The sequence below is a fragment of the Streptomyces sp. NPDC006372 genome, from assembly GCF_040612515.1.
In the GTDB taxonomy this organism is placed as follows: domain Bacteria; phylum Actinomycetota; class Actinomycetes; order Streptomycetales; family Streptomycetaceae; genus Streptomyces.
The window spans coordinates 244787-266812 of record NZ_JBEXQJ010000007.1; the positions used below are offsets into that span (position 1 = coordinate 244787).

The 22026-nt window shown below is 70.1% G+C and carries 23 protein-coding genes; 13 read left to right on the forward strand and 10 right to left on the reverse strand.

The genetic code is table 11. The features are described from left to right. Nucleotides 1-2: 2 nt before the first annotated feature. The 5 genes from pgl to tkt are packed head-to-tail and all read right to left on the reverse strand — an operon-like array spanning nt 3 to nt 6689. Nucleotides 3-788 (reverse strand): 6-phosphogluconolactonase, encoded by a 786-nt coding sequence (pgl, locus tag ABZ016_RS15190; protein WP_356917049.1) that lies wholly within the window; start codon nt 786-788, stop codon nt 3-5. Further along, entirely contained in the window at nt 785-1924 is a 1140-nt protein-coding gene (gene opcA, locus ABZ016_RS15195; protein WP_356917050.1) for a glucose-6-phosphate dehydrogenase assembly protein OpcA, read from the reverse strand. Before opcA ends, pgl begins: the two co-directional genes overlap by 4 nt. Next, a complete protein-coding gene (gene zwf, locus ABZ016_RS15200) occupies nt 1921-3444 on the reverse strand; it encodes a glucose-6-phosphate dehydrogenase (RefSeq protein ID WP_356917051.1) in 1524 nt (507 codons plus the stop codon). Before zwf ends, opcA begins: the two co-directional genes overlap by 4 nt. A gap of 4 nt (nt 3445-3448) precedes the next feature. Beyond that, the gene (tal, locus tag ABZ016_RS15205; RefSeq protein WP_356917052.1) at nt 3449-4567 is read right to left on the reverse strand and encodes a transaldolase; all 1119 of its coding nucleotides are present in this window, start codon (nt 4565-4567) and stop codon (nt 3449-3451) included. 34 nt (nt 4568-4601) lie between these two features. Next, complete coding sequence (tkt, locus tag ABZ016_RS15210) at nt 4602-6689, reverse strand: transketolase (RefSeq protein ID WP_356917053.1); 2088 nt, start codon at nt 6687-6689, stop codon at nt 4602-4604. 383 nt (nt 6690-7072) lie between these two features. On the opposite strand from tkt, the gene ABZ016_RS15215 reads away from it, so the two are divergent. From ABZ016_RS15215 to ABZ016_RS15225, 3 genes are all read left to right on the forward strand, one after another. Continuing rightward, nucleotides 7073-7990 (forward strand): heme o synthase, encoded by a 918-nt coding sequence (locus ABZ016_RS15215; protein ID WP_356917054.1) that lies wholly within the window; start codon nt 7073-7075, stop codon nt 7988-7990. A 66-nt stretch (nt 7991-8056) separates the two neighbouring features. Continuing rightward, on the forward strand, nt 8057-8389 hold the full coding sequence (locus ABZ016_RS15220; protein WP_356917055.1) for a hypothetical protein: 333 nt from the start codon (nt 8057-8059) through the stop codon (nt 8387-8389). Between the two features lie 149 nt (nt 8390-8538). Then, nucleotides 8539-9645 carry an amidohydrolase family protein gene (locus ABZ016_RS15225; RefSeq protein WP_356917056.1) on the forward strand — a complete coding sequence of 369 codons (1107 nt, stop codon included), beginning with the start codon at nt 8539-8541 and terminating at the stop codon, nt 9643-9645. Here ABZ016_RS15225 and ABZ016_RS15230 read toward each other — a convergent pair. Genes ABZ016_RS15230 through ABZ016_RS15245 form a run of 4 tightly spaced genes read right to left on the reverse strand, consistent with a single transcriptional unit; the run spans nt 9642 to nt 13230 of the window. Continuing rightward, a complete protein-coding gene (locus ABZ016_RS15230; protein WP_356917057.1) occupies nt 9642-10649 on the reverse strand; it encodes a COX15/CtaA family protein in 1008 nt (335 codons plus the stop codon). The two genes, ABZ016_RS15225 and ABZ016_RS15230, sit on opposite strands and share 4 nt — an antisense overlap. A 46-nt stretch (nt 10650-10695) precedes the next feature. Further along, nucleotides 10696-11412 carry an ABC transporter permease gene (locus ABZ016_RS15235; protein WP_356917088.1) on the reverse strand — a complete coding sequence of 239 codons (717 nt, stop codon included), beginning with the start codon at nt 11410-11412 and terminating at the stop codon, nt 10696-10698. 50 nt (nt 11413-11462) lie between these two features. After that, nucleotides 11463-12386, reverse strand: coding sequence for an ABC transporter ATP-binding protein (locus ABZ016_RS15240; RefSeq protein WP_356917058.1), 924 nt, complete (start codon nt 12384-12386; stop codon nt 11463-11465). A 31-nt stretch (nt 12387-12417) separates the two neighbouring features. Next, nucleotides 12418-13230 (reverse strand): AAC(3) family N-acetyltransferase, encoded by an 813-nt coding sequence (locus tag ABZ016_RS15245; protein WP_356917059.1) that lies wholly within the window; start codon nt 13228-13230, stop codon nt 12418-12420. Nucleotides 13231-13391: 161 nt separating this feature from the next. On the opposite strand from ABZ016_RS15245, the gene ABZ016_RS15250 reads away from it, so the two are divergent. From ABZ016_RS15250 to ABZ016_RS15285, 8 genes are read left to right on the forward strand one after another with little or no spacing between them, the layout of a single operon-like run. Next, nucleotides 13392-14135, forward strand: a complete 744-nt coding sequence (locus ABZ016_RS15250) for an ArsR family transcriptional regulator (protein ID WP_356917060.1) — start codon at nt 13392-13394, stop codon at nt 14133-14135. Continuing rightward, nucleotides 14132-15553, forward strand: a complete 1422-nt coding sequence (sufB, locus tag ABZ016_RS15255) for a Fe-S cluster assembly protein SufB (RefSeq protein ID WP_356917061.1) — start codon at nt 14132-14134, stop codon at nt 15551-15553. Before ABZ016_RS15250 ends, sufB begins: the two co-directional genes overlap by 4 nt. A gap of 59 nt (nt 15554-15612) precedes the next feature. Next, a complete protein-coding gene (gene sufD, locus ABZ016_RS15260; RefSeq protein WP_356917062.1) occupies nt 15613-16797 on the forward strand; it encodes a Fe-S cluster assembly protein SufD in 1185 nt (394 codons plus the stop codon). After that, complete coding sequence (locus tag ABZ016_RS15265; RefSeq protein WP_356917063.1) at nt 16794-17114, forward strand: non-heme iron oxygenase ferredoxin subunit; 321 nt, start codon at nt 16794-16796, stop codon at nt 17112-17114. Before sufD ends, ABZ016_RS15265 begins: the two co-directional genes overlap by 4 nt. Before the next feature lie 7 nt (nt 17115-17121). Next, nucleotides 17122-17886 carry a Fe-S cluster assembly ATPase SufC gene (sufC, locus tag ABZ016_RS15270; protein WP_356917064.1) on the forward strand — a complete coding sequence of 255 codons (765 nt, stop codon included), beginning with the start codon at nt 17122-17124 and terminating at the stop codon, nt 17884-17886. Further along, nucleotides 17883-19139, forward strand: coding sequence for a cysteine desulfurase (locus tag ABZ016_RS15275; protein WP_356917065.1), 1257 nt, complete (start codon nt 17883-17885; stop codon nt 19137-19139). The genes sufC and ABZ016_RS15275 overlap by 4 nt, the downstream gene beginning before the upstream one ends. Nucleotides 19140-19155: 16 nt before the next feature. Continuing rightward, entirely contained in the window at nt 19156-19626 is a 471-nt protein-coding gene (sufU, locus tag ABZ016_RS15280; RefSeq protein WP_345665501.1) for a Fe-S cluster assembly sulfur transfer protein SufU, read from the forward strand. Next, complete coding sequence (locus tag ABZ016_RS15285; protein WP_003989431.1) at nt 19623-19955, forward strand: metal-sulfur cluster assembly factor; 333 nt, start codon at nt 19623-19625, stop codon at nt 19953-19955. The genes sufU and ABZ016_RS15285 overlap by 4 nt, the downstream gene beginning before the upstream one ends. Before the next feature lie 57 nt (nt 19956-20012). Here ABZ016_RS15285 and ABZ016_RS15290 read toward each other — a convergent pair whose 3' ends face one another. Beyond that, the gene (locus ABZ016_RS15290; RefSeq protein WP_356917066.1) at nt 20013-20843 is read right to left on the reverse strand and encodes an AbfB domain-containing protein; all 831 of its coding nucleotides are present in this window, start codon (nt 20841-20843) and stop codon (nt 20013-20015) included. A gap of 170 nt (nt 20844-21013) precedes the next feature. On the opposite strand from ABZ016_RS15290, the gene ABZ016_RS15295 reads away from it, so the two are divergent. Both ABZ016_RS15295 and ABZ016_RS15300 read left to right on the forward strand, forming a co-directional pair. Further along, nucleotides 21014-21334, forward strand: coding sequence for a multidrug efflux SMR transporter (locus tag ABZ016_RS15295; protein WP_356917067.1), 321 nt, complete (start codon nt 21014-21016; stop codon nt 21332-21334). After that, complete coding sequence (locus tag ABZ016_RS15300; RefSeq protein WP_356917068.1) at nt 21334-21882, forward strand: TetR family transcriptional regulator; 549 nt, start codon at nt 21334-21336, stop codon at nt 21880-21882. Before ABZ016_RS15295 ends, ABZ016_RS15300 begins: the two co-directional genes overlap by 1 nt. The last annotated feature ends 144 nt before the right edge of the window (nt 21883-22026 follow it).

A 22026-nucleotide genomic window follows, 5' to 3' on the forward strand; every position in this document is an offset into this window, starting at 1 on the left:
CGTCAGGCCGACGCGGGCGGATACAGCGAGCGCGGCAGTTGCGAGGCCGCCGCCGCGTCCAGCAGCCACAGCGTCCGGGACCGGCCGTAGGCGCCCGCCGCCGGTGCCTGGATCTCACCCGCCCCGGACAACGCGATCGCCGCCGCCTGCGCCTTGTCCTCCCCGGCCGCGAGCAGCCACACCTCCCGGGCCGACCGAATCGCCGGCAACGTCAGCGTCACCCGGGTCGGCGGCGGCTTCGGCGCGCCGTGGACACCGACGACCGTACGGTCGGTCTCGCGCACCGCAGGCAGCTCCGGGAACAGCGAAGCGACATGCGTGTCCGGCCCGACCCCGAGCATCAGGACGTCGAACGCCGGCACCGGCCCGTGGTTCTCCGGACCCGCCGCCCCCGCCAGCTCCTCCGCGTACGCGGCAGCCGCCGCGTCCACGTCGTCACCGTGGGGGCCGTCCGACGCGGGCATCGCGTGCACCCGCTTCGGATCGAGCGGCACCGAGTCCAGCAGCGCCTCCCTCGCCTGAGTGACGTTGCGCTCCGGGTCACCCTCGGGCAGGAACCGCTCGTCGCCCCACCAGAGGTCGAGCCGGCTCCAGTCGATCGCGTCCCGGGCGGGCGCCGCGGCCAGCGCGGCCAGCAGGCCGTTGCCGTTGCGGCCGCCCGTCAGGACCACGGACGCCGACCCCCGGGAGGCCTGCGCGTCCACGATCCTGGTGATCAGCCGGGCCGCCGCGGCCTGCGCCATCAGCTCCTTGTCGCGGTGCACGACCAGCTGCGGTGCCGTACTCACTTCGTCGCCTTCCGTACCGGTTCCAGCTTCGGCGGTTCCTGCTTCAGCGGTGCCTGCGCCGTCGCTTCCGCAGCGGGTGCTTTCGCAGCCCTTTCGACCGGCGCGGGGAGGGCGAGTCGTCCCGTCCCGTCACTTTTGGGCTCGCCTCGCTCTCCTTTGGCCAGCGATTCCACCGACTCCTCGGAGACCCTCGGTGCCGGAGCCGACCAGGAGGACTTCAGCCGGTCCACCCCGTACCGCAGCGCCGACGCGTACGTGTCGTCCGGGTCCAGCCGCCGCAGCTCCTCCGCGATCAGCTCGGCCGTCTCCCGGCGCTTCAGGGCCACTCCACGGTCCGGCTGGCCGTCGATGGAGAGGGTGGCCAGGGACCCGTCCGGGCGGTCCAGGGTGATCGGGCCGCAGTCGGTGTCCATGCGGACCGCCGTCAGGCCCGGGCCGCCGGACAGCGAACGCTTCACGGGGACGTCCAGCCGGTCCGCGAGCCACATCGCCAGCAGCTCACAGCTCGGGTTGAATTCCTCGCCCTCCACCTCGACGGCCCTGACCTCGCAGGCGACCTGGTCGAGCGCCGCCGCCAGCATCGAGCGCCAGGGCGTGATGCGGGTCCAGGACAGGTCCGTGTCGCCGGGGGTGTAGGTACCGGACCGGGCGGCCAGGTCCCGTACCGGCTGCTCGGAGGCGTACGTGTCGGTGACACGGCGCTGTGCGAGGGCGCCCAGGGGGTCCTTCGCCGGGTCGAGCGGCGCGTTCACCGGCCACCACACCACCACCGGGGCGTCCGGCAGCAGCAGCGGCAGCACCACCGACTGGGCGTGGTCGGCCACCTCGCCGTACAGCCGGAGCACCACGGTCTCGCCCGTCCCGGCGTCCGCGCCGACCCGCACCTCCGCGTCCAGGCGGGACTGCGTACGCTCGCGGGGCGAGCGGGAGACCCGCCTGATGACCACCAGCGTGCGCGAGGGATGCTCGTGCGCGGCGTCGCTCGCGGCCTTCAGCGCGTCGTAGGCGTTCTCCTCGTCCGTCACGATGACCAGCGTGAGCACCATGCCGACCGCCGGGGTGCCGATCGCCCGGCGGCCCTGCACCAGCGCCTTGTTGATCTTGCTGGCGGTGGTGTCCGTGAGGTCTGTCTTCATGGCCGGCGCCAGCTCCGTCCGTGTCGCTCGAGCATTTCGTCCGCCTCGACGGGCCCCCAGGTACCGGCCGGGTACTGCGCGGGCTTGCCGTTCTTGTCCCAGTACTCCTCGATCGGGTCGAGGATCTTCCAGGACAGCTCGACCTCCTCGGTGCGCGGGAAGAGGTTCGAGTCACCGAGGAGAACGTCCAGGATGAGACGCTCGTACGCCTCCGGGCTGGACTCCGTGAAGGACTCGCCGTAGGCGAAGTCCATGGACACGTCCCGGATCTCCATCGACGTCCCGGGCACCTTCGAGCCGAAGCGGACCGTCACGCCCTCGTCCGGCTGGACGCGGATGACGATCGCGTTGGAGCCGAGCTCCTCGGTGGCCGTCGAGTCGAAGGGGGAGTGCGGGGCCCGCTGGAACACCACCGCGATCTCGGTGACCCGGCGGCCCAGCCGCTTGCCGGTGCGCAGGTAGAAGGGGACGCCCGCCCAGCGGCGGTTGTCGATCTCCAGCTTGATCGCGGCGTAGGTGTCGGTCTTGGAGGAGCCGTTGATGCCGTCCTCCTCCAGGTAGCCGCGCACCTTGGTGCCGCCCTGCCAGCCCGCCGCGTACTGGGCGCGCACGGTGTCCCGGCCCATGTCCTTGGGGAGCCGCACGGCGCCGAGCACCTTGGTCTTCTCGGCGGCCAGCGCGTCCGCGTCGAAGGAGGCCGGCTCCTCCATGGCGGTCAGGGCCATGAGCTGGAGCAGGTGGTTCTGGATGACGTCACGGGCGGCGCCGATGCCGTCGTAGTACCCGGCCCGGCCGCCGATGCCGATGTCCTCGGCCATGGTGATCTGCACGTGGTCCACCAGGGACCGGTTCCAGATCGGCTCGAACATCGTGTTGGCGAAGCGCAGCGCCAGGATGTTCTGGACGGTCTCCTTGCCCAGGTAGTGGTCGATGCGGAAGACCTGGTCCGGGGCGAAGACCTCGTGGACGACCTTGTTGAGCTCCTCGGCCGACTCCAGGTTGTGACCGAACGGCTTCTCGATGACCGCACGCCGCCAGGAACCGCCCGTCTGGTCGGCCAGCTGGTGCTTCTTCAGCTGCTGGATGACCACCGGGAAGGACTTCGGCGGCACCGAGAGGTAGAAGGCGAAGTTGCCGCCCGTGCCCTGCGCCTTGTCCAGCTCCTCGATCGTGGAGCGCAGCCGCTCGAACGCGTCGTCGTCGTCGAACGTGCCCTGCACGAAGCGCATGCCCTGGATGAGCTGCTGCCAGACCTCCTCGCGGAAGGGCGTGCGGGCGTGTTCCTTGACCGCGTCGTGGACCTCCTGGGCGAAGTCCTCGTGCGCCCACTCGCGGCGCGCGAAGCCGACCAGTGAGAAGCCCGGCGGCAGCAGACCCCGGTTGGCGAGGTCGTACACGGCGGGCATGAGCTTCTTACGGGAGAGGTCGCCCGTTACGCCGAAGATGACCAGGCCCGACGGCCCCGCGATACGCGGGAGCCGTCGGTCCGCGGGGTCACGCAGCGGGTTGCTGCTCGACACCTGTTCAGCCCTCCGAGGGGGCGAGGCGCTGAAGCTCGGCCTCGGTCGACTTCAGCAGATCGGTCCAGGACGCCTCGAACTTCTCGACGCCCTCCTCCTCCAGCAGCCGCACCACGTCGTCGTACTTGATCCCGAGCTTCTCGACCGCGTCGAGGTCGGCGCGGGCCTGCTCGTACGTGCCGGCGACGGCGTTGCCGCGGATCTCGCCCTGCTCCTCCGTGGCGAACAGGGTCGCCTCCGGCATGGTGTTCACCGTGTTGGGCGCGACCAGCTCGTCGACGTAGAGGGTGGGCTTGTACGCCTTGTCCTTCACGCCGGTGGACGCCCACAGCGGACGCTGCTTGTTGGCGCCCGCCTTCTCCAGGGCGCTCCAGCGGTCCGAGGAGAAGACCTCCTCGTACGCCTGGTAGGCCAGCCGGGCGTTGGCGACACCGGCCTTGCCGCGCGCGGCCTTGGCCTCGTCGGTGCCCAGCGCGTCGATCCGCTTGTCGATCTCGGTGTCCACGCGGGACACGAAGAACGACGCCACGGAGTGGATCTGCGACAGGTCCAGGCCGCGCTCCTTGGCCTTCTCCAGGCCGGTCAGGAACGCGTCCATGACCAGGCGGTAGCGCTCCAGGGAGAAGATCAGCGTGACATTGACGCTGATGCCCAGGCCGATGGTCTCGGCGATGGCCGGGATGCCCGCCTCGGTCGCCGGGATCTTGATGAGGGTGTTGGGCCGGTCCACCAGCCAGGCGAGCTGCTTGGCCTCGGCGACCGTGGCCCGCGTGTTGTGCGCCAGGCGCGGGTCGACCTCGATCGAGACCCGGCCGTCCTGGCCGCCGGTGGCGTCGAAGACCGGGCGCAGGATGTCGGCGGCGTCACGGACGTCCGCCGTCGTGATCATGCGGATGGCCTCTTCGACGGTGACCTTGCGGGCGGCGAGGTCGGTCAGCTGCGTGTCGTAGCCGTCGCCCTGTGAGATCGCCTTCTGGAAGATCGACGGGTTGGTGGTGACGCCCACGACGTGCTGCTGGTCGATCAGCTCGGCGAGGTTGCCGGACGTGATCCGCTTGCGCGACAGGTCGTCCAGCCAGATCGCCACGCCTTCCTCGGAGAGGCGCTTCAGTGCGTCTGTCATGGAAATTCCATCTCCTACGTGTCGTGTATAAGCGTCAGCGCTGAGCTGCGGCGATCGATTCCCGCGCGGCGGCGGCCACGTTCTCGGGAGTGAAGCCGAACTCGCGGAAGAGGACCTTGCCGTCGGCCGAAGCACCGAAGTGCTCCAGGGAAACGATGCGGCCGGCGTCCCCCACGTACTTGTGCCAGGTGAGACCGATACCGGCCTCCACCGCGACACGGGCCCGGACGGACGGCGGCAGGACGCTGTCCCGGTACCCCTGGTCCTGCTGCTCGAACCACTCCACCGACGGCATGGACACCACGCGCGTGGGCACGCCGGCGCTCTGGAGCTGCTCGCGCGCCTCGACGGCGACGTGCACCTCCGAGCCGGTGGCGATGAGGATCAGCTCGGGCTCGCCGCCGTCAGCCTCGAACAGGACGTAACCGCCCTTGGCGGCGTCCTCGTTGGGCTCGTAGGTCGGCACACCCTGCCGGGTCAGCGCCAGACCGTGCGGCTGGCCCTTGCCGAACTCCTTCGTCCAGCGCCGGAGGATCTCGCGCCAGGCGATCGCGGTCTCGTTGGCGTCCGCCGGGCGCACGACGTTCAGGCCCGGGATCGCCCGCAGCGACGCCAGGTGCTCGATCGGCTGGTGCGTCGGGCCGTCCTCGCCCAGACCGATGGAGTCGTGCGTCCACACGTACGTCACCGGCAGGTGCATCAGCGCCGACAGCCGCACCGCGTTGCGCATGTAGTCGGAGAAGACCAGGAACGTGCCGCCGTAGATCCGCGTGTTGCCGTGCAGCGCGATGCCGTTCATCTCGGCGGCCATCGCGTGCTCGCGGATACCGAAGTGGATCGTGCGGCCGTACGGGTCCGCCTCCGGCAGCGGGTTGTCCGCCGGGAGGAAGGAACTGGTCTTGTCGATCGTGGTGTTGTTGGAGCCCGCCAGGTCCGCCGAGCCGCCCCACAGCTCGGGGACGACCGCGCCGAGGGCCTGGAGGACCTTGCCGGAGGCGGCACGCGTGGCCACGCCCTTGCCGACCTCGAAGACCGGGATCTTCTCCTCCCAGCCCTTGGGCAGCTCACCCTTGGCGATCCGGTCGTACTCGGCTGCGCGCTCGGGGTTGTTGTCCCGCCACTGCTGGTACGCCTTCTCCCACACCGCACGCGCGGCCTGGCCCCGCTCCAGCGCCTTGCGGGTGTGCGTGATGACCTCGTCGGCCACCTCGAAGCTCTGCTCCGGGTCGAAGCCCAGGACCCGCTTGGTCGCCGCGACCTCGTCGTCGCCGAGCGCCGAGCCGTGCGCCGCCTCGGTGTTCTGGGCGTTCGGGGCCGGCCAGGCGATGATCGAGCGCATCGCGATGAACGACGGCTTGTCCGTGACGGCCTTGGCCTTCTGGATCGCCTCGAAGATCGCGGCCGGGTCCAGGTCGCCGTCGGCCTTCGGCTCCACCCGCTGCACGTGCCAGCCGTAGGCCTCGTACCGCTTGACGGTGTCCTCGGAGACAGCGGTCTCGGTGTCGCCCTCGATCGAGATGTGGTTGTCGTCCCACAGCAGGATCAGGTTGCCGAGCTTCTGGTGGCCCGCGAGCGAGGAGGCCTCGGAGGAGATGCCCTCCTGGAGGCAGCCGTCACCGGCGATGCAGTAGACGAAGTGGTCGAACGGCGACTCGCCCTCGGCGGCCTCCGGGTCGAACAGGCCGCGCTCGTAGCGGGCGGCCATCGCCATGCCCACCGCGTTCGCCACACCCTGCCCGAGCGGGCCCGTCGTGGTCTCCACACCGGTGGTGTGCCCGTACTCGGGGTGGCCGGGGGTCTTCGAACCCCAGGTGCGGAAGGACTTCAGGTCGTCCAGCTCCAGGCCGAAGCCGGCCAGGTACAGCTGGGTGTAGAGGGTCAGGGACGAGTGGCCGGCGGACAGCACGAAGCGGTCACGTCCGACCCAGTCGGCGTCCGCCGGGTCGTGCCGCATCACCTTCTGGAAGAGGGTGTAGGCGGCAGGCGCCAGGCTCATCGCCGTACCCGGATGGCCGTTACCGACCTTCTGTACGGCATCGGCGGCCAGGACACGCGCGGTGTCGACGGACCGCTGGTCCAACTCGGTCCACTCGAGGTCTGTGGTGGTCGGCTTGGTGCTCACCCTGGGTCAGGGCTCCTCTCCACATGTCGGATGCCGGTGTATCGGGGCGCCCACCGGCCGCAGTCGAGCCTACCCCCGCGGGACGTGCGTTCTTTCGAGTCACTCAAGAGTGCCGGGGCTCGTCCCGATCCGCCTCCTGACTGGGCCGTACCGCATTCGACAGGTGAATACGGAGCCGCTCATCCGGGTGCTCAATCGAGCTTCCACGCGCCCTTCGGGAGCCCCCTGCCAACACGACCCGACCCCCGCGAATGTCCGACTCTGGGCAACGTCTAAAGTGGCGTGGTACGCGCGAGCCTTTACCGGGACTTCACACGGGTGAGGCTTGCTGGGATGTCTCTGTAGGGGTGTGCGTGACGGCCGTTGAATCCCGTCCAGCGGGGATGCTAGGGGCGGACCAGAGCCCGGCCCACCGGCCGTTCGGGGCCCGTGTCAAGGCGTTCGTGGCTCTCACCAAGCCGCGGATCATCGAGCTCCTCCTGATCACCACCGTGCCGGTGATGTTCCTGGCCGAGCAGGGGGTGCCCGACCTGACGCTGGTGCTGCTGACCTGTGTCGGCGGCTACCTGTCGGCGGGCGGCGCCAACGCGCTCAACATGTACATCGACCGCGACATCGACGCGCTCATGGACCGCACCTCGCAGCGTCCGCTGGTCACCGGCATGGTCAGCCCGCGCGAGTGCCTCGCCTTCGGGATCACCCTGGCGATCGTCTCCACCCTGCTGTTCGGCCTCGCGGTGAACTGGCTCTCGGCGTGGCTCTCGCTCGGCGCACTCCTCTTCTACGTCGTCGTCTACACGATGATCCTCAAGCGCCGTACCTCGCAGAACATCGTGTGGGGCGGGATCGCGGGCTGTCTGCCCGTGCTGATCGGCTGGTCCTCGGTCACCAACTCCATGTCCTGGGCGCCGGTCATCCTGTTCCTCGTCATGTTCTTCTGGACGCCGCCGCACTACTGGCCGCTGTCCATGAAGGTCAAGGAGGACTACGCCCGCGTGGGCGTGCCGATGCTGCCGGTGGTCGCCTCCAACAAGGTGGTCGCCAAGCAGATCGTGATCTACAGCTGGGTCATGGTCGGCGTCTCCCTCCTGCTCACCCCGCTCGGCTACACGGGCTGGTTCTACACGGCGGTCGCCCTCCTGGCCGGTGGCTTCTGGCTCTGGGAGGCACACGGCCTGCAGAACCGCGCCAAGGCGGAGATCACGGGCGCGAAGCTGAAGGAGATGCGCCTGTTCCACTGGTCGATCACCTACGTCTCGCTGCTGTTCGTGGCGGTCGCGGTCGACCCCTTCCTGCGCTGACGCACGGGTGTACGTCACAGGGCCCTGCCCTCGCCAGTCGATCTACTCGTGAGTAGCATCCTGGTCATGGCAGACACGCAGCAGGTTGACCCGAAGGCCGAGCGCAAGGTCGCCCGGCTCGCCCAGCAGATCACCTCCTTCTCCAAGGCCCACGGCGGCGCCGAGGGCCAGGTCGCCTACCTCGGCGAGCGCGGCGCCCGCATCGTCCTGGTCGGCGAGGACGGCAACTGGGGCGACCTGGTGGCCCCGTCGTACGAGATCGCCGAGAAGGCCGTGGAGAAGTCGGGCATCACGGCCCACGAGTCCTTCGACGGCGACTTCGCGGCCAAGGTCAAGACGGGCCGCTACGAGTGGTCCCGCATGGCGGGCATCCAGGTCGGCGGCCCCAGGAACGACTGACCTTTTCAGGGGCGCGGGGAACTGCGCGACACGCCACACTCCGCCCGCAGCCGCCGAATCACCCGCACCCCCCTCCGGGACCGCGACCTCGAACCTGGTTCACCCGTTAGGACCCTTGAGAACAACAGGGTCCACACCGGGAGGCCCGGATGATCGAAACGCCGTCACTGGTGGACCAGTACTGCCACGGAGTACTCCGCACAGAGCTGGGCCTCGGCACCTTCGAGGCCCACCTCAGCCGCACCGAGGGCCCACCCGCCCCCGGCACCACCCTCTTCGACACCCAGACGGGCTTCGCCGTGCGGCGCTGGTGCCCACCCCTGCTCGGCCTCGAACCGCACTGCACACCCGCCCGCTACCTGGCCCGCCGCCGCGAACTGGGCGTCCTGGAGTCCGGCCGCCGGCTCCTGCGCGGCAGCGGCATCACGACGTACCTCGTCGACACCGGCCTGCCCGGCGACCTCACAGAGCCCCGCGAGCTGGCCTCCGCCGGAGCCGCCGAGGCCCACGAGATCGTGCGCCTGGAACTGCTCGCCGAGCAGGTCGCCGACACCTCGGGGACCGTCGACTCCTTCCTCGCCAACCTCGCCGAGTCCGTGCACGTCGCCGCCGCGAACGCCGTCGCCTTCACCTCCGTCGCGGGCGTACGGCACGGCCTCGCGCTCGCGCCGGAACCGCCCGGGCCGGGGGAGGTGCGGGGGGCTGCCGGCCGCTGGCTCGCGGGGCGCCGGGTCGGCGGGGAGCTGAGTGATCCCGTGCTGCTGCGGCACCTGCTGTGGAGCGCCGTCGCCTCGGGGCTGCCGCTGCAGCTGCACGCGGGGCTCGGCGCGCCGGGCCTGCGGATCGACCGTACGGATCCGGTGCTGCTGACCGACTTCGTGCGGGCCACGGCCGGTCTCGGTACCGACCTGGTCCTGCTGCACGGCTACCCGTACCACCGGCACGCGGCCCATCTCGCCGGTGTCTTCCCGCACGTCTACGTCGACTGCGGAGCCGCCCTGGTCCGCACCGGCGCCCGGGCCGCGACCGTCCTCGGGGAGATCCTGGAGCTGGCGCCGTTCGGCAAGATCCTCTTCTCCAGCGGCGCCCAGGGCTTGCCCGAGCTCCATGTGGTGGGCGCCCGGCTGTTCCGCGAGGCTCTCGGCCGGGTGCTCGGCACCTGGGTCGCCGAGGGCGCCTGGTCACTCTCCGACGCGCAGCGGGTCGCGCGGATGCTGGCGTCGGGGAACGCGCGCCGGGTGTACGGGCTTGACTAGGCCTTGGTGAGGGTCGCCTCGGTGGCGGGGCCGGGGAGGTCGGCCACGGTCTCCGGCCGTTCGCGCAGCGACAGCACCACCCGCAGCACCCAGATCCACATCACGGCCGAGCCCAGCATGTGCAGGCCGACCAGGACCTCGGGCAGGTCCGTGAAGTACTGGACGTAGCCGATGACGCCCTGTGCGAGCAGGACCAGGAACAGCTCACGGGTGCGGTGGAGCGGGCCGCGCGGCGCGTCGACCGCCTTGAGGACGAACCACAGGGCGAACGTCAGCGTCACCACGATCCACGCCAGCACGGCGTGCAGCTTGCTCACCGTCTCCCAGTCGACCGGCATCCGCTCGACCTCGCTGGAGTCACCGGCGTGCGGGCCCGCCCCGGTGACCACCGTGCCGACCAGGATGAGCAGGACGGCCGCCGCGACCAGGAACCAGACCAGCTGCTGCACGGCCTTGCCGACCAGCGGGCGCGGCGGGGCATCGCCCTCCCGGACGCGCTGCCACATCACCGTCGCCACCGCGATCAGCGCCGAGGTCGCCACGAAGTGGGCCGCGACCGTGTACGGGTTGAGACCGACCAGCACCACGATGCCGCCGAGCACCGCGTTGCTCATCACGATCCAGAACTGCGCCCAGCCCAGCCGGACCAGGCCGCGCCGGTACGGCTTCTGCGAACGCGCGGCGATGATCGCCCAGCCGACCGCGGCGCACAGCACGTACGTCAGCATGCGGTTGCCGAACTCGAGGGCGCCGTGGAAGCCCATCGCGCTCGTGGTGGTGAGCGAGTCGGTGGTGCACTTGGGCCAGGTCGGGCAGCCGAGGCCCGAGCCGGTCAGCCGGACGGCACCGCCGGTGACCACGATGAGCACCGACATCATGATGGCGGACAGAGCCGCGCGCTGGACCGTCCGGGGTTCCGGGGTCCAGCGGTCGGCGATGAAGGCGAGCGGGTTGCGCACGGCCGCCCTGGCGTCGGCGCGGGTCACTTTTGGCACGCGTCCCATCGTAGGACGCCGCTTGTGCACGCTTTCACGAGGGTCGGTCATGGGCTCACTCCCAGCGGAAGAACCGGCCGGCCGCAGCCAGTCCCAGGACTGCCCAGACGCCGAGGATCCCCACGTCGCCCCAGGGCATGGCGGCGCCGTGCTGGAGGACGTCCCGCAGGCCGTCGGAGAGCGCGGAGACGGGCAGCAGGCCGAGCACGTCCTGCGCGCCGGAGGGGAACTTGTCGAGCGGGACGACGACCCCGCCGCCCACGAGCAGCAGCAGGAACACCAGGTTGGCGGCGGCGAGCGTCGCCTCGGCCTTCAGTGTCCCGGCCATCAGCAGGCCGAGGCCCGAGAAGGCGGCCGTGCCGAGGACCAGGAGCAGCAGGACGGCGAACGGGTTGCCGTGCGGCTCCCATCCGAGTGCGAAGGCGATCACCGTCAGCAGCACCACCTGGAGCACCTCGGTGACCAGGACGGACAGCGTCTTCGCCGTCATCAGGCCCCAGCGGGGCAGGGGCGAGGAGGCGAGCCGCTTCAGGACGCCGTAGCGGCGCTCGAAACCGGTCGCGATCGCCTGCCCGGTGAAGGCGGTCGACATCACCGCGAGCGCGAGGATGCCGGGCGCGAGAAAGTCGACCGCCTCACCCGCACCCGTGTCGACGATGTCCACGGTGCTGAAGAGCACCAGGAGCAGGGTCGGGATGACGACGGTCAGCAGCAGCTGCTCGCCGTTGCGCAGCAGCATCTTCGTCTCGAGCGCGGCCTGCGCTGCGATCATGCGGGGGAGGGGCGCGGCCCCCGGCTTCGGCGCATAGGTGCCGGTGGCGGTCACGAACGCAGCTCCTTACCCGTGAGCTCCAAGAAGACGTCTTCCAAGGTGTGCCGTTCCACCGAGATCTTCTCCGGCATCACCCCGTGCTGGGCGCACCAGGAGGTGACGGTCGCGAGCAGCTGGGGGTCGACCTTGCCGATCACCCGGTACGAACCCGGGGTCAGCTCCGCGGCCGAGCAGTCGGCGGGGAGGGCCTTCAGCAGCGAGCCGACGTCCAGTCCGGGGCGGCCGGAGAAGCGGAGCGTGTTCTCGGCGCCGCCGCGGCACAGCTCCTCCGGCGACCCCTGGGCGATGACCCGGCCCGCGTCGATGATCGCCACGTCGTCGGCGAGCTGCTCCGCCTCGTCCATGTAGTGGGTGGTGAGGATGACCGAGACGCCGTCGGCGCGCAGGTCCCGGACCAGGTCCCAGGTGGCGTGGCGGGCCTGCGGGTCGAGGCCGGCGGTCGGCTCGTCCAGGAACACCAGCTCGGGGCGTCCGACCACGGCCATCCCGAGGGCGAGCCGCTGCTGCTGCCCGCCCGACAGCCGCCGGTACGCCGTACGGCCGCAGGAGCCGAGGCCCAGGCGCTCGATCAGCGCGTCCACGTCCAGCGGGTGCGCGTGCAGCCTGGCCACGTGGCGGAGCATCTCGTCGGCACGGGAGCCCGAGTAGACGCCGCCGGACTGGAGCATCACGCCGACGCGGGGCCGCAGGTCCCGGGACTGTCTGACCGGGTCGAGGCCCAGGACGCGCACCGTGCCGGAGTCCGGCTTCCGGTACCCCTCGCAGGTCTCGACCGTGGTCGTCTTGCCCGCCCCGTTGGGGCCGAGCACGGCGGTCACGCCCTCCCGGGCCACCAGGTCGAGCCCGTCCACCGCGGTCTTCGTGCCGTACCGCTTCACCAGGGCCTGGACCTGGACCACGGGCTCACTTCGCATGAGTCCAGAGTCTAGGTAGGCCGGACGGGCCTCAGACCGGGGGGTGCTGGAACTCCTCCTCGCGGGGGCGGTGGACCGCCAGCCACCGTTCGGCGTAGGCCACGGCGTCCGTCACCGGGAAGAGGCGCGCCTCGGCGGCCCCCACCTTCCCGCGGACGACCGGCCGGTCCCGTTCGAAGTCGTAGCCCAGCTCGTCGAAGCGGTCGGAGCTGATGGACACCTCGACCACGGTCTCCCAGCCCTCGGGGCCCGGCCTGCCGACGGCGACGCGCGGGGACGGTATCCGGTACTCGGCGAGGTGGAAGCTGGTGCAGGAGGCGTAGCCGGCACCGAGCAGCAGCACCCGGGCGCCCATCGCCTCCAGCTTCGCGAGCGGGCTGCGCTCGCCGAGCCGGCAGTCCGAGGCGTGCCCGTCGACGACCTCCGCCGCACGCCGGCCGAGCGCCGCGAACGAGGTCTGCGGGTGCGCGCTGCGCACCGCGCCGGGCCAGGTGCGCACGGTCTCGGGGACGACGCCGACCCCGCGGGAGGGCGTGGTGCGCGGGTCGTAGGCGGGCATCGTGGCGCGGATCGCCGGCCACCACTGCGGGGGCACGGGCGGATTGCTCCACAGCGCCGGGTCCGACAGGTCGCCGGTCTGGGTCGGAACCACCAGCGTGCCCTCCGGGCCGACCGCGTCGAGCAGTCCTCGCACCACCGCGACGGCCCCGCCGTTGACCCAGCCGAGCGAGCTGAGCGAGGAGTGCACGAGGAGGGTCTCACCGGGCCGCACGCCCAGCTCGCACAGCTGCGTGCGCAGCGTGTCCCGAGTGACAAGTGGGCCGGTCGGAGGGGGTGTGGACATGGTTCGGGAGTCTCCCCGAAGTGACCTCGGCATGCCACCCGTTTGATCGATCAGAGATCGTTTCCGCAGGTCAGATTAGGTATACCTAAGTGACGTAGGGCACCGTCGAGCCGGACGGACGTGGCTTGCCCGTCCCCGAAGAATTACGCAACAATGGCGTTGTGAAAAACGTCGGCGAGGCTCGGGAGACCCCCACGGGGACCCCGCAGGAGGAGCTCGCGACCGGGGAGCGGTCCACCCGCAACCGAGTCGCGCGGTCCATCCTGGACCACGGCCCGTCGACCGTCGCCGAGCTCGCCGAGCGCCTGGGTCTCACCCAGGCGGCCGTACGCCGGCACCTCGACGCCCTCGCGGGCGACGGTGTCGTCGAGGCACGCGAGCGAAGGGTCTACGGCGCGCGCACCCGCGGCCGCCCGGCCAAGGTGTTCGCCCTGACGGACTGCGGCCGGGACGCCTTCGACCAGTCGTACGACAAGCTCGCCGCGGACGCCCTGCGCTGGATCGCCGACCGCGAGGGAGGCAACGAGGCGATCGCCGCCTTCGCCCGCGCCAGGATCGCCGCGCAGGCCGGCGCGTACCGCAAGGCGGTCGAGGCCGCCACGCCCGAAGAGCGGACCGAAGCGCTGGCCAAGGCCCTGAGCGCGGACGGGTACGCTGCTACGGCGCGCAGCGCGCCCCACCCCCAGAAGGGTGAGCAGCTCTGCCAGCACCACTGCCCGGTCGCCCATGTCGCCGAGCAGTTCCCCCAGCTGTGCGAGGCGGAGACGGAATTTTTCGCCGAGCTGCTCGGTACGCATGTACAGCGGCTCGCCACCATCGCGCACGGCGACGGCGTCTGCACGACGTTCATCCCCAAGATTTCCCACAACGCATCTGCAAGCACGGCCGGGAGGAACCCCGCATGACTCTCCCCACGGAGACTGCCCACCCTGAGCTCGAGGGCCTGGGCAAGTACGAGTACGGCTGGGCCGACTCCGACACGGCCGGCGCCTCCGCGAAGCGCGGCATCAACGAGGACGTCGTCCGGGACATCTCCGACAAGAAGAGCGAGCCGGAGTGGATGACCAAGCTCCGCCTCAAGGGCCTGCGCCTCTTCGAGAAGAAGCCCATGCCGAACTGGGGCTCGGACCTGTCGGGGATCGACTTCGACAACATCAAGTACTTCGTGCGCTCCACGGAGAAGCAGGCGGCGTCCTGGGAGGACCTGCCCGAGGACATCAAGGCCACGTACGACAAGCTCGGCATCCCCGAGGCGGAGAAGCAGCGCCTCGTCGCCGGTGTCGCCGCCCAGTACGAGTCCGAGGTCGTCTACCACCAGATCCGCGAGGACCTGGAGGAGCAGGGCGTCATCTTCCTCGACACCGACACGGCCCTGAAGGAGCACCCGGAGCTCTTCAAGGAGTACTTCGGGACCGTCATCCCCGTCGGCGACAACAAGTTCGCGTCGCTGAACTCCGCCGTGTGGTCGGGCGGCTCCTTCATCTACGTGCCGCCGGGCGTCCACGTGGAGATCCCGCTCCAGGCCTACTTCCGCATCAACACGGAGAACATGGGCCAGTTCGAGCGGACCCTGATCATCGTCGACGAGGGTGCCTACGTGCACTACGTCGAGGGCTGCACCGCCCCGATCTACAAGTCGGACTCGCTGCACTCCGCGGTCGTCGAGATCATCGTCAAGAAGAACGCCCGCTGCCGCTACACGACCATCCAGAACTGGTCGAACAACGTCTACAACCTGGTCACCAAGCGCGCCGTGGCCTACGAGGGCGCGACCATGGAGTGGGTCGACGGCAACATCGGCTCCAAGGTGACGATGAAGTACCCGGCCGTCTACCTGATGGGCGAGCACGCCAAGGGCGAGACCCTGTCCATCGCCTTCGCCGGCGAGGGCCAGCACCAGGACGCGGGCGCCAAGATGGTCCACATGGCCCCCAACACGTCCTCGAACATCGTCTCCAAGTCGGTGGCGCGAGGCGGCGGCCGCACCTCCTACCGCGGTCTCATCGAGATCGGCGAGGGCGCCCCGGGCTCCAAGTCGAACGTGCTGTGCGACGCGCTGCTGGTGGACACCATCTCCCGCTCGGACACCTACCCCTACGTGGACGTCCGCGAGGACGACGTGTCCATGGGCCACGAGGCGACCGTCTCCAAGGTCTCCGAGGATCAGCTCTTCTACCTGATGAGCCGCGGCCTGAGCGTTGACGAGGCCATGGCGATGATCGTGCGCGGCTTCGTCGAGCCCATCGCCAAGGAACTCCCCATGGAGTACGCGCTGGAGCTCAACCGGCTGATCGAGCTGCAGATGGAAGGCGCGGTCGGTTAATTCCGGTCCGCAGCCCCATCAAGCCCCTTACGCAACGGAAAGCGAGCACTACGACAGCCATGGCTGAGGCCCAGAACACCCCGGTGGGCTCCACCACCACCGGCTCGATCGCGGTGGCGGCCGAGTCGACCGTCGCCACACGCATGAGCGCCCCGCCCTCCTTCGACGTCGCGGACTTCCCCGTCCCGCACGGCCGGGAGGAGGAATGGCGGTTCACCCCGCTGGAGCGCCTGCGCGGGCTGCACGACGGCACCGCCGTCGCGGGCGGCAACGGCGTGAAGGTCGACGTCCAGGCCCCCGAGGGCGTCACCGTCCAGACCGTCGGCCGTGACGACGCGCGGATCGGCAAGGCGGGCACCCCGGTGGACCGCGTCGCCGCCCAGGCCTACTCGGCGTTCGAGAAGGCCGGGGTCGTGACCGTCCCCAAGGAGACCGTCCTCACCGAGCCGATCCGCATCTCGGTGCACGGCGAGGGCGGCACCGCCTTCGGCCACCAGGTGATCGAGCTGGGCGCCTTCGCCGAGGCCGTCGTGGTCATCGACCACACCGGTGACGCGGTGCTCGCCGCCAACGTCGACTACCTCCTGGGCGACGGCGCCAAGCTCACCGTCGTCTCCGTCCAGGACTGGGACGACAAGGCCGTCCACATCGCCCAGCACAACGCCCTCGTCGGCCGCGACGCCTCCTTCAAGTCGGTCGTCGTCACCTTCGGCGGCGACGTCGTCCGGCTGCACCCGCGCGTGCAGTACGCCGGCCCCGGCGGCGAGGCCGAGCTGTTCGGCCTGTACTTCACCGACCAGGGCCAGCACCAGGAGCACCGCCTCCTGGTCGACCACAACGTCCCGCACTGCAAGTCGAACGTCGTCTACAAGGGCGCGCTCCAGGGCGACGACGCGCACGCGGTGTGGATCGGCGACGTGCTCATCGAGGCCGCGGCCGAGGGCACCGACACGTACGAGATGAACCGCAACCTGGTCCTCACGGACGGCGCGCGCGTGGACTCCGTACCGAACCTCGAGATCGAGACCGGCGAGATCGTCGGCGCCGGCCACGCCTCGGCGACCGGCCGCTTCGACGACGAGCAGCTCTTCTACCTCATGGCCCGCGGCATCCCGGAGTTCGAGGCCCGCCGACTGGTGGTCCGCGGCTTCTTCGCCGAGCTGGTCCAGCAGATCGGCCTCCCCGACATCGAGGAGCGCCTGATCGCCAAGATCGAGGAGGAGCTGGAGGCGTCGGTCGGATGACCGCATTCGTACGCGTCTGTGGGCTGGGCGAACTGGAGGAGGACACCCCGAAGCGGGTGGAACTCGACGGCACGCCCCTGTCCATCGTGCAGACCGAGGGCGAGGTGTTCGCGATCCACGACATCTGCTCGCACGCGAACGTCTCCCTGGCGGAGGGCGAGGTCGACGACTGCCACATCGAGTGCTGGCTGCACGGCTCGCGCTTCGACCTCCGCTCCGGCAAGCCCGACGCCCTTCCGGCGACGCGCCCCGTCCCCGTATACCCCGTAAAGATCGAAGGGGACGACGTGCTCGTCTCCCTCACCCAGGAGTCCTGAGGCACCCATGGCAACGCTTGAAATCCGAGACCTGCACGTCACCGTCGAGGCCGACAACGCCACGAAGGAGATCCTCAAGGGCGTCGACCTCACCGTGAAGCAGGGCGAGACGCACGCCATCATGGGCCCCAACGGCTCGGGCAAGTCGACCCTCGCCTACTCCCTCGCGGGTCACCCGAAGTACACGATCACCGGCGGCACCGTCACCCTCGACGGCGAGGACGTCCTGGAGATGTCCGTCGACGAGCGCGCCCGCGCCGGCCTGTTCCTCGCCATGCAGTACCCGGTCGAGGTCCCCGGCGTCTCCGTCTCCAACTTCCTGCGCACCTCCGCCACCGCCGTCCGCGGCGAGGCCCCCAAGCTGCGCACCTGGGTGAAGGAGGTCAAGGAGGCCATGCAGCGCCTCAACATGGACCCGGCCTTCGCCGAGCGCAACGTCAACGAGGGCTTCTCCGGCGGTGAGAAGAAGCGCCACGAGATCCTCCAGCTGGAGCTGCTCAAGCCGAAGGTCGCCATCCTCGACGAGACCGACTCCGGTCTGGACGTCGACGCCCTGCGCGTCGTGTCGGAGGGTGTGAACCGCGTCCGCGAGACGGGCGAGGTCGGCACCCTGCTGATCACCCACTACACGCGCATCCTCCGCTACATCAAGCCCGACCACGTGCACGTCTTCTCCGGCGGCCGGATCGTCGAGTCCGGCGGCGCCGAGCTCGCCGACAAGCTGGAGAACGAGGGCTACGAGGCATACCAGAAGGGTGGCGCATCCGCGTGACACAGCTGCCGGGCCTCCTCGACACCGAGGCGATCCGCAAGGACTTCCCCATCCTGGACCGCCAGGTCCACGACGGTCAGAAGCTCGTGTACCTGGACAACGCGGCGACCAGCCAGAAGCCGCGCCAGGTACTGGACGCCCTGAGCGAGTACTACGAGCGCTACAACGCCAACGTCCACCGCGGTGTGCATGTGCTCGCCGAGGAGGCCACGGCGCTGTACGAGGGCGCGCGCGACAAGGTCGCGGATTTCATCAACGCGCCCAGCCGTGACGAGGTGATCTTCACCAAGAACGCCTCGGAGTCGCTGAACCTCGTGGCGAACATGCTGGGCTGGGCCGACGAGCCCTACCGCGTGGACTCCGAGACCGAGATCGTCATCACGGAGATGGAGCACCACTCCAACATCGTGCCGTGGCAGCTGCTCGCGCAGCGCACGGGCGCGAAGCTGAAGTGGTTCGGCCTGACCGACGACGGCCGCCTGGACCTGTCGAACATCGACCAGGTCATCACCGAGAAGACGAAGATCGTCTCCTTCGTGCTGGTCTCCAACATCCTGGGCACCCAGAACCCGGTCGAGGCGATCGTGCGCCGCGCCCAGGAGGTCGGCGCCCTGGTCTGCGTCGACGCCTCCCAGGCCGCGCCGCACATGCCGCTGGACGTGCAGGCCCTCCAGGCCGACTTCGTGGCCTTCACCGGCCACAAGATGTGTGGCCCGACCGGCATAGGCGTCCTCTGGGGCCGCCAGGAGCTCCTGGAGGACCTGCCCCCCTTCCTCGGCGGCGGCGAGATGATCGAGACGGTGTCGATGCACTCCTCGACCTACGCCCCGGCCCCCCACAAGTTCGAGGCGGGCACGCCGCCGATCGCCCAGGCGGTCGGGCTCGGCGCGGCGATCGACTACCTCAACTCGATCGGCATGGACAAGGTCCTCGCTCACGAGCACGCGCTCACCGAGTACGCGGTGAAGCGGCTGCTGGAGGTCCCGGACCTCAGGATCATCGGCCCCACGACGGCCGAGGAGCGCGGCGCGGCGATCTCCTTCACCCTCGGGGACATCCACCCGCACGACGTGGGCCAGGTCCTCGACGAGCAGGGCATCGCGGTCCGGGTCGGTCACCACTGCGCGCGGCCGGTCTGCCTGCGCTACGGAATTCCTGCGACCACGCGAGCGTCGTTCTATCTGTACTCCACGCCGGCCGAGATCGACGCACTGGTCGACGGCCTGGAGCACGTACGGAACTTCTTCGGCTGAGAGGCGTGCGGAAACCGTGAAGCTGGATTCGATGTACCAGGAAGTCATCCTGGACCACTACAAGCACCCGCACGGCCGGGGCTTGCGGGATGGCGACGCCGAGGTGCACCACGTCAACCCGACGTGCGGTGACGAGATCACGCTGCGCGTGAAGTACGACGGCACGACGATCGAGGACGTCTCGTACGAGGGCCAGGGCTGCTCGATCAGCCAGGCGAGCGCGTCCGTCCTGAACGACCTCCTCGTCGGCAAGGACCTCTCGGACGCGCGGAAGATCCAGGAGACCTTCCTGGAGCTGATGCAGTCCAAGGGGAAGCTGGAGCCCGACGACGCGATGGAGGAGATCCTGGAGGACGCGGTCGCGTTCGCCGGGGTGTCCAAGTACCCGGCCCGGGTCAAGTGTGCCCTGCTGAGCTGGATGGCCTGGAAGGACGCGACGGCCCAGGTGCTGGGCGGAGCCGACGCCGAGAAGGAGACGACGGCATGAGCGAGACCGTGGAGATGAAGCCGGCCTCGGAGGAGGAACTCCGTGAGGCCCTGATGGACGTCGTCGACCCCGAGCTGGGCATCGACGTCGTCAATCTCGGCCTCATCTACGGCATCCACGTCGACGAGTCGAACATCGCGACCGTCGACATGACCCTGACGTCGGCGGCCTGCCCGCTGACGGACGTCATCGAGGACCAGGCCAAGTCCGCCACGGACGGCCTCGTCAGCGAACTGCGCATCAACTGGGTCTGGATGCCGCCGTGGGGCCCCGACAAGATCACGGACGACGGGCGGGAGCAGCTTCGGGCTCTCGGCTTCAACGTCTGAGATCACCGACGGACGAAAGGGGCGGCACCCTCCCGGGTGCCGCCCCTTTGTCCATGCTCAGCCGAGGCCGGCCACCAGCCGGAACGCCGAGTCCGCGCGGTACAGGCCGTCGTGCTGGTACGGCTCCAGACGGAGCTGGAAGTTGCGGTGGCGCAGGAAGCGGCCCGGGTAGTTCACCGACTCCAGCATGACCGCGCCGGAGTGGGACGCCGGGCGGGGGCAGAACGTGGCGTCCTTGCCGAACAGGGAGGAGCCGTCGCTGCGTTCCGCGCGCAGGACGAAGTTGCGGTGGCGGAGGTAGCCGCCGTCGGCCGTGGTGAAGGAGTAGCAGGAGGAGTCGGCCAGGCCCGCCACCCGCTCGAAGGTGGCGTCGCCGCGGTCCGAGGCCGAGCCGGGCGCGGCGAGGGTGACGTAGCCGCCGCTGATCTGCCAGTAGCGGTCGGGGTAGTTGACCGAGCGTATGGACGTCCCGTGCGTGGCCGGGGGCTTCGGCGGCTTCGACGTGCGGCCGGGCGCCGGCGACGAGGGCTTCTTCTCATGGTGCTCGGGCTTGGCGTCAGGGCTGGGCGGCGCGCTCGTCGTGGGCGTCGGCGACGGGCGGCCGTGCTCCTTGCGGGGCTTGTCCGTGCCCTTCTCGGAGGGCGTCGCGAACGAGATCAGGCCGCCCGGGGCCGAGCTGCTGAGGGTCGACGGCTGCGCCGCCGCTGGGGTCGGCTCGCCCGGCCGGCTGTCCATCACCGTGATCGCCGTCACGCACGCGGTGACGGTGGCCACCGCGAGGGCTCCCGCCAGCCACAGCCGACGGGTTCCCGGTGCCCGGGTGGTGTCCGGGGCCCAGCCGTTCTCCCACGGGCGGTCCTGCGGGGGCCGGGACTTCTCTTCTGACATGCGCTGTTTTCCTCCGACGGGCACCCTTGACGGCGGCGCAGTTGTGGTGGCCCGGTGTGTGATCGGTGACACCGTAGTGGAGGTCGTGGATCTCTGGGAGCCGTTTGGAGAGAGCGGTTTCCGGACTTCCGTTGTGTACGCATGTACAGATGTTGAGTACGCTTGTACATATGGGTTATCTGCTGCTCTCCGCGGCCATCGCCGCCGAAGTGGGCGCGACCACCGCCATGAAGTACAGCGAGGGCTTCAGCCGGCTCGGGCCCTCGGTGCTCACGCTCCTCGGGTACCTCGTCTCCTTCGCGCTGCTCGCCCAGACACTGAAGACCGTCTCCGTCGGCACGGCCTACGCGATCTGGGCCGGTGTCGGCACCGCCGCCATCGCGACGATCGGGATCGTCTTCATGGGAGAGGGGATGAACGCCGCCAAGGCCGCCGGTATCGCGCTGATCATCGTCGGGGTCGTGGTGCTGAACCTGGGGGGTGCCCACTGATGCCCCGGCGCCACGACCCCGAGCGGCGGCAGCGGATCATCGACGCGGCGATCAGGGTCGTCGGGGCGAAAGGCATCGCAGGGCTGAGCCACCGCACCGCCGCCGCCGAGGCCGACGTGCCGCTCGGCTCGACGACGTACCACTTCAAGACCCTCGACGAGCTGCTGGTGGCCGCGCTGCGGCAGGCCAACGAAGGCTTCGCCAAGGTGGTCGCCTCGCGGGGCGGTCTGGAGGATCCCCGGACCGACCTGGCGGCCGAACTCGCCGGATGGATGGGGGAGTGGCTCGCGGGTGACCGTACGGGGGTCGAGCTGGAGTACGAGCTGTACCTCGCCGCCCTGCGCCGGCCCGCCCTGCGGCCGGTCGCCGCCGAGTGGGCCGAGGGGGTCGCCGAGCTGCTGTCCCGGCGCACGGATCCGGTGACCGCGCGGGCGCTGGTGGCGGTCGTGGACGGCATCTGTCTCCAGGTGCTTCTTACGGGCGTGCCGTACGACGAGGCGTATGCGCGGGAGGTGCTGGAACGGGTACTCGCCGGGGCCCCGGAGTGATGCCGACGGGGCCCGAGGGGAGGCCTGTGGTGAGGTCGTCCGCGTTGCTGGGCGGACCCGATGCGGCGCTTGTGGTGAGGCGTCCGTGCTGCTGGGGCGGGACCCGACGGGAGGCCTGTGGTGAGGCCGTTCGCGCTGTTGAGG

Bases quoted from the DNA above. Each gene is read 5' to 3' on its own strand.
- opcA (WP_356917050.1), bottom strand. From the start codon at position 1,924: ATGAAGACAGACCTCACGGACACCACCGCCAGCAAGATCAACAAGGCG.
- tal (WP_356917052.1), bottom strand. From the start codon at position 4,567: ATGACAGACGCACTGAAGCGCCTCTCCGAGGAAGGCGTGGCGATCTGG.
- ABZ016_RS15215 (WP_356917054.1), top strand. From the start codon at position 7,073: ATGCTAGGGGCGGACCAGAGCCCGGCCCACCGGCCGTTCGGGGCCCGT.
- ABZ016_RS15220 (WP_356917055.1), top strand. From the start codon at position 8,057: ATGGCAGACACGCAGCAGGTTGACCCGAAGGCCGAGCGCAAGGTCGCC.
- ABZ016_RS15225 (WP_356917056.1), top strand. From the start codon at position 8,539: ATGATCGAAACGCCGTCACTGGTGGACCAGTACTGCCACGGAGTACTC.
- ABZ016_RS15230 (WP_356917057.1), bottom strand. From the start codon at position 10,649: ATGGGACGCGTGCCAAAAGTGACCCGCGCCGACGCCAGGGCGGCCGTG.
- ABZ016_RS15235 (WP_356917088.1), bottom strand. From the start codon at position 11,412: ATGATCGCAGCGCAGGCCGCGCTCGAGACGAAGATGCTGCTGCGCAAC.
- ABZ016_RS15240 (WP_356917058.1), bottom strand. From the start codon at position 12,386: ATGCGAAGTGAGCCCGTGGTCCAGGTCCAGGCCCTGGTGAAGCGGTAC.
- ABZ016_RS15245 (WP_356917059.1), bottom strand. From the start codon at position 13,230: ATGTCCACACCCCCTCCGACCGGCCCACTTGTCACTCGGGACACGCTG.
- sufB (WP_356917061.1), top strand. From the start codon at position 14,132: ATGACTCTCCCCACGGAGACTGCCCACCCTGAGCTCGAGGGCCTGGGC.
- sufD (WP_356917062.1), top strand. From the start codon at position 15,613: ATGGCTGAGGCCCAGAACACCCCGGTGGGCTCCACCACCACCGGCTCG.
- ABZ016_RS15265 (WP_356917063.1), top strand. From the start codon at position 16,794: ATGACCGCATTCGTACGCGTCTGTGGGCTGGGCGAACTGGAGGAGGAC.
- sufC (WP_356917064.1), top strand. From the start codon at position 17,122: ATGGCAACGCTTGAAATCCGAGACCTGCACGTCACCGTCGAGGCCGAC.
- ABZ016_RS15285 (WP_003989431.1), top strand. From the start codon at position 19,623: ATGAGCGAGACCGTGGAGATGAAGCCGGCCTCGGAGGAGGAACTCCGT.
- ABZ016_RS15290 (WP_356917066.1), bottom strand. From the start codon at position 20,843: ATGTCAGAAGAGAAGTCCCGGCCCCCGCAGGACCGCCCGTGGGAGAAC.
- ABZ016_RS15295 (WP_356917067.1), top strand. From the start codon at position 21,014: ATGGGTTATCTGCTGCTCTCCGCGGCCATCGCCGCCGAAGTGGGCGCG.
- ABZ016_RS15300 (WP_356917068.1), top strand. From the start codon at position 21,334: ATGCCCCGGCGCCACGACCCCGAGCGGCGGCAGCGGATCATCGACGCG.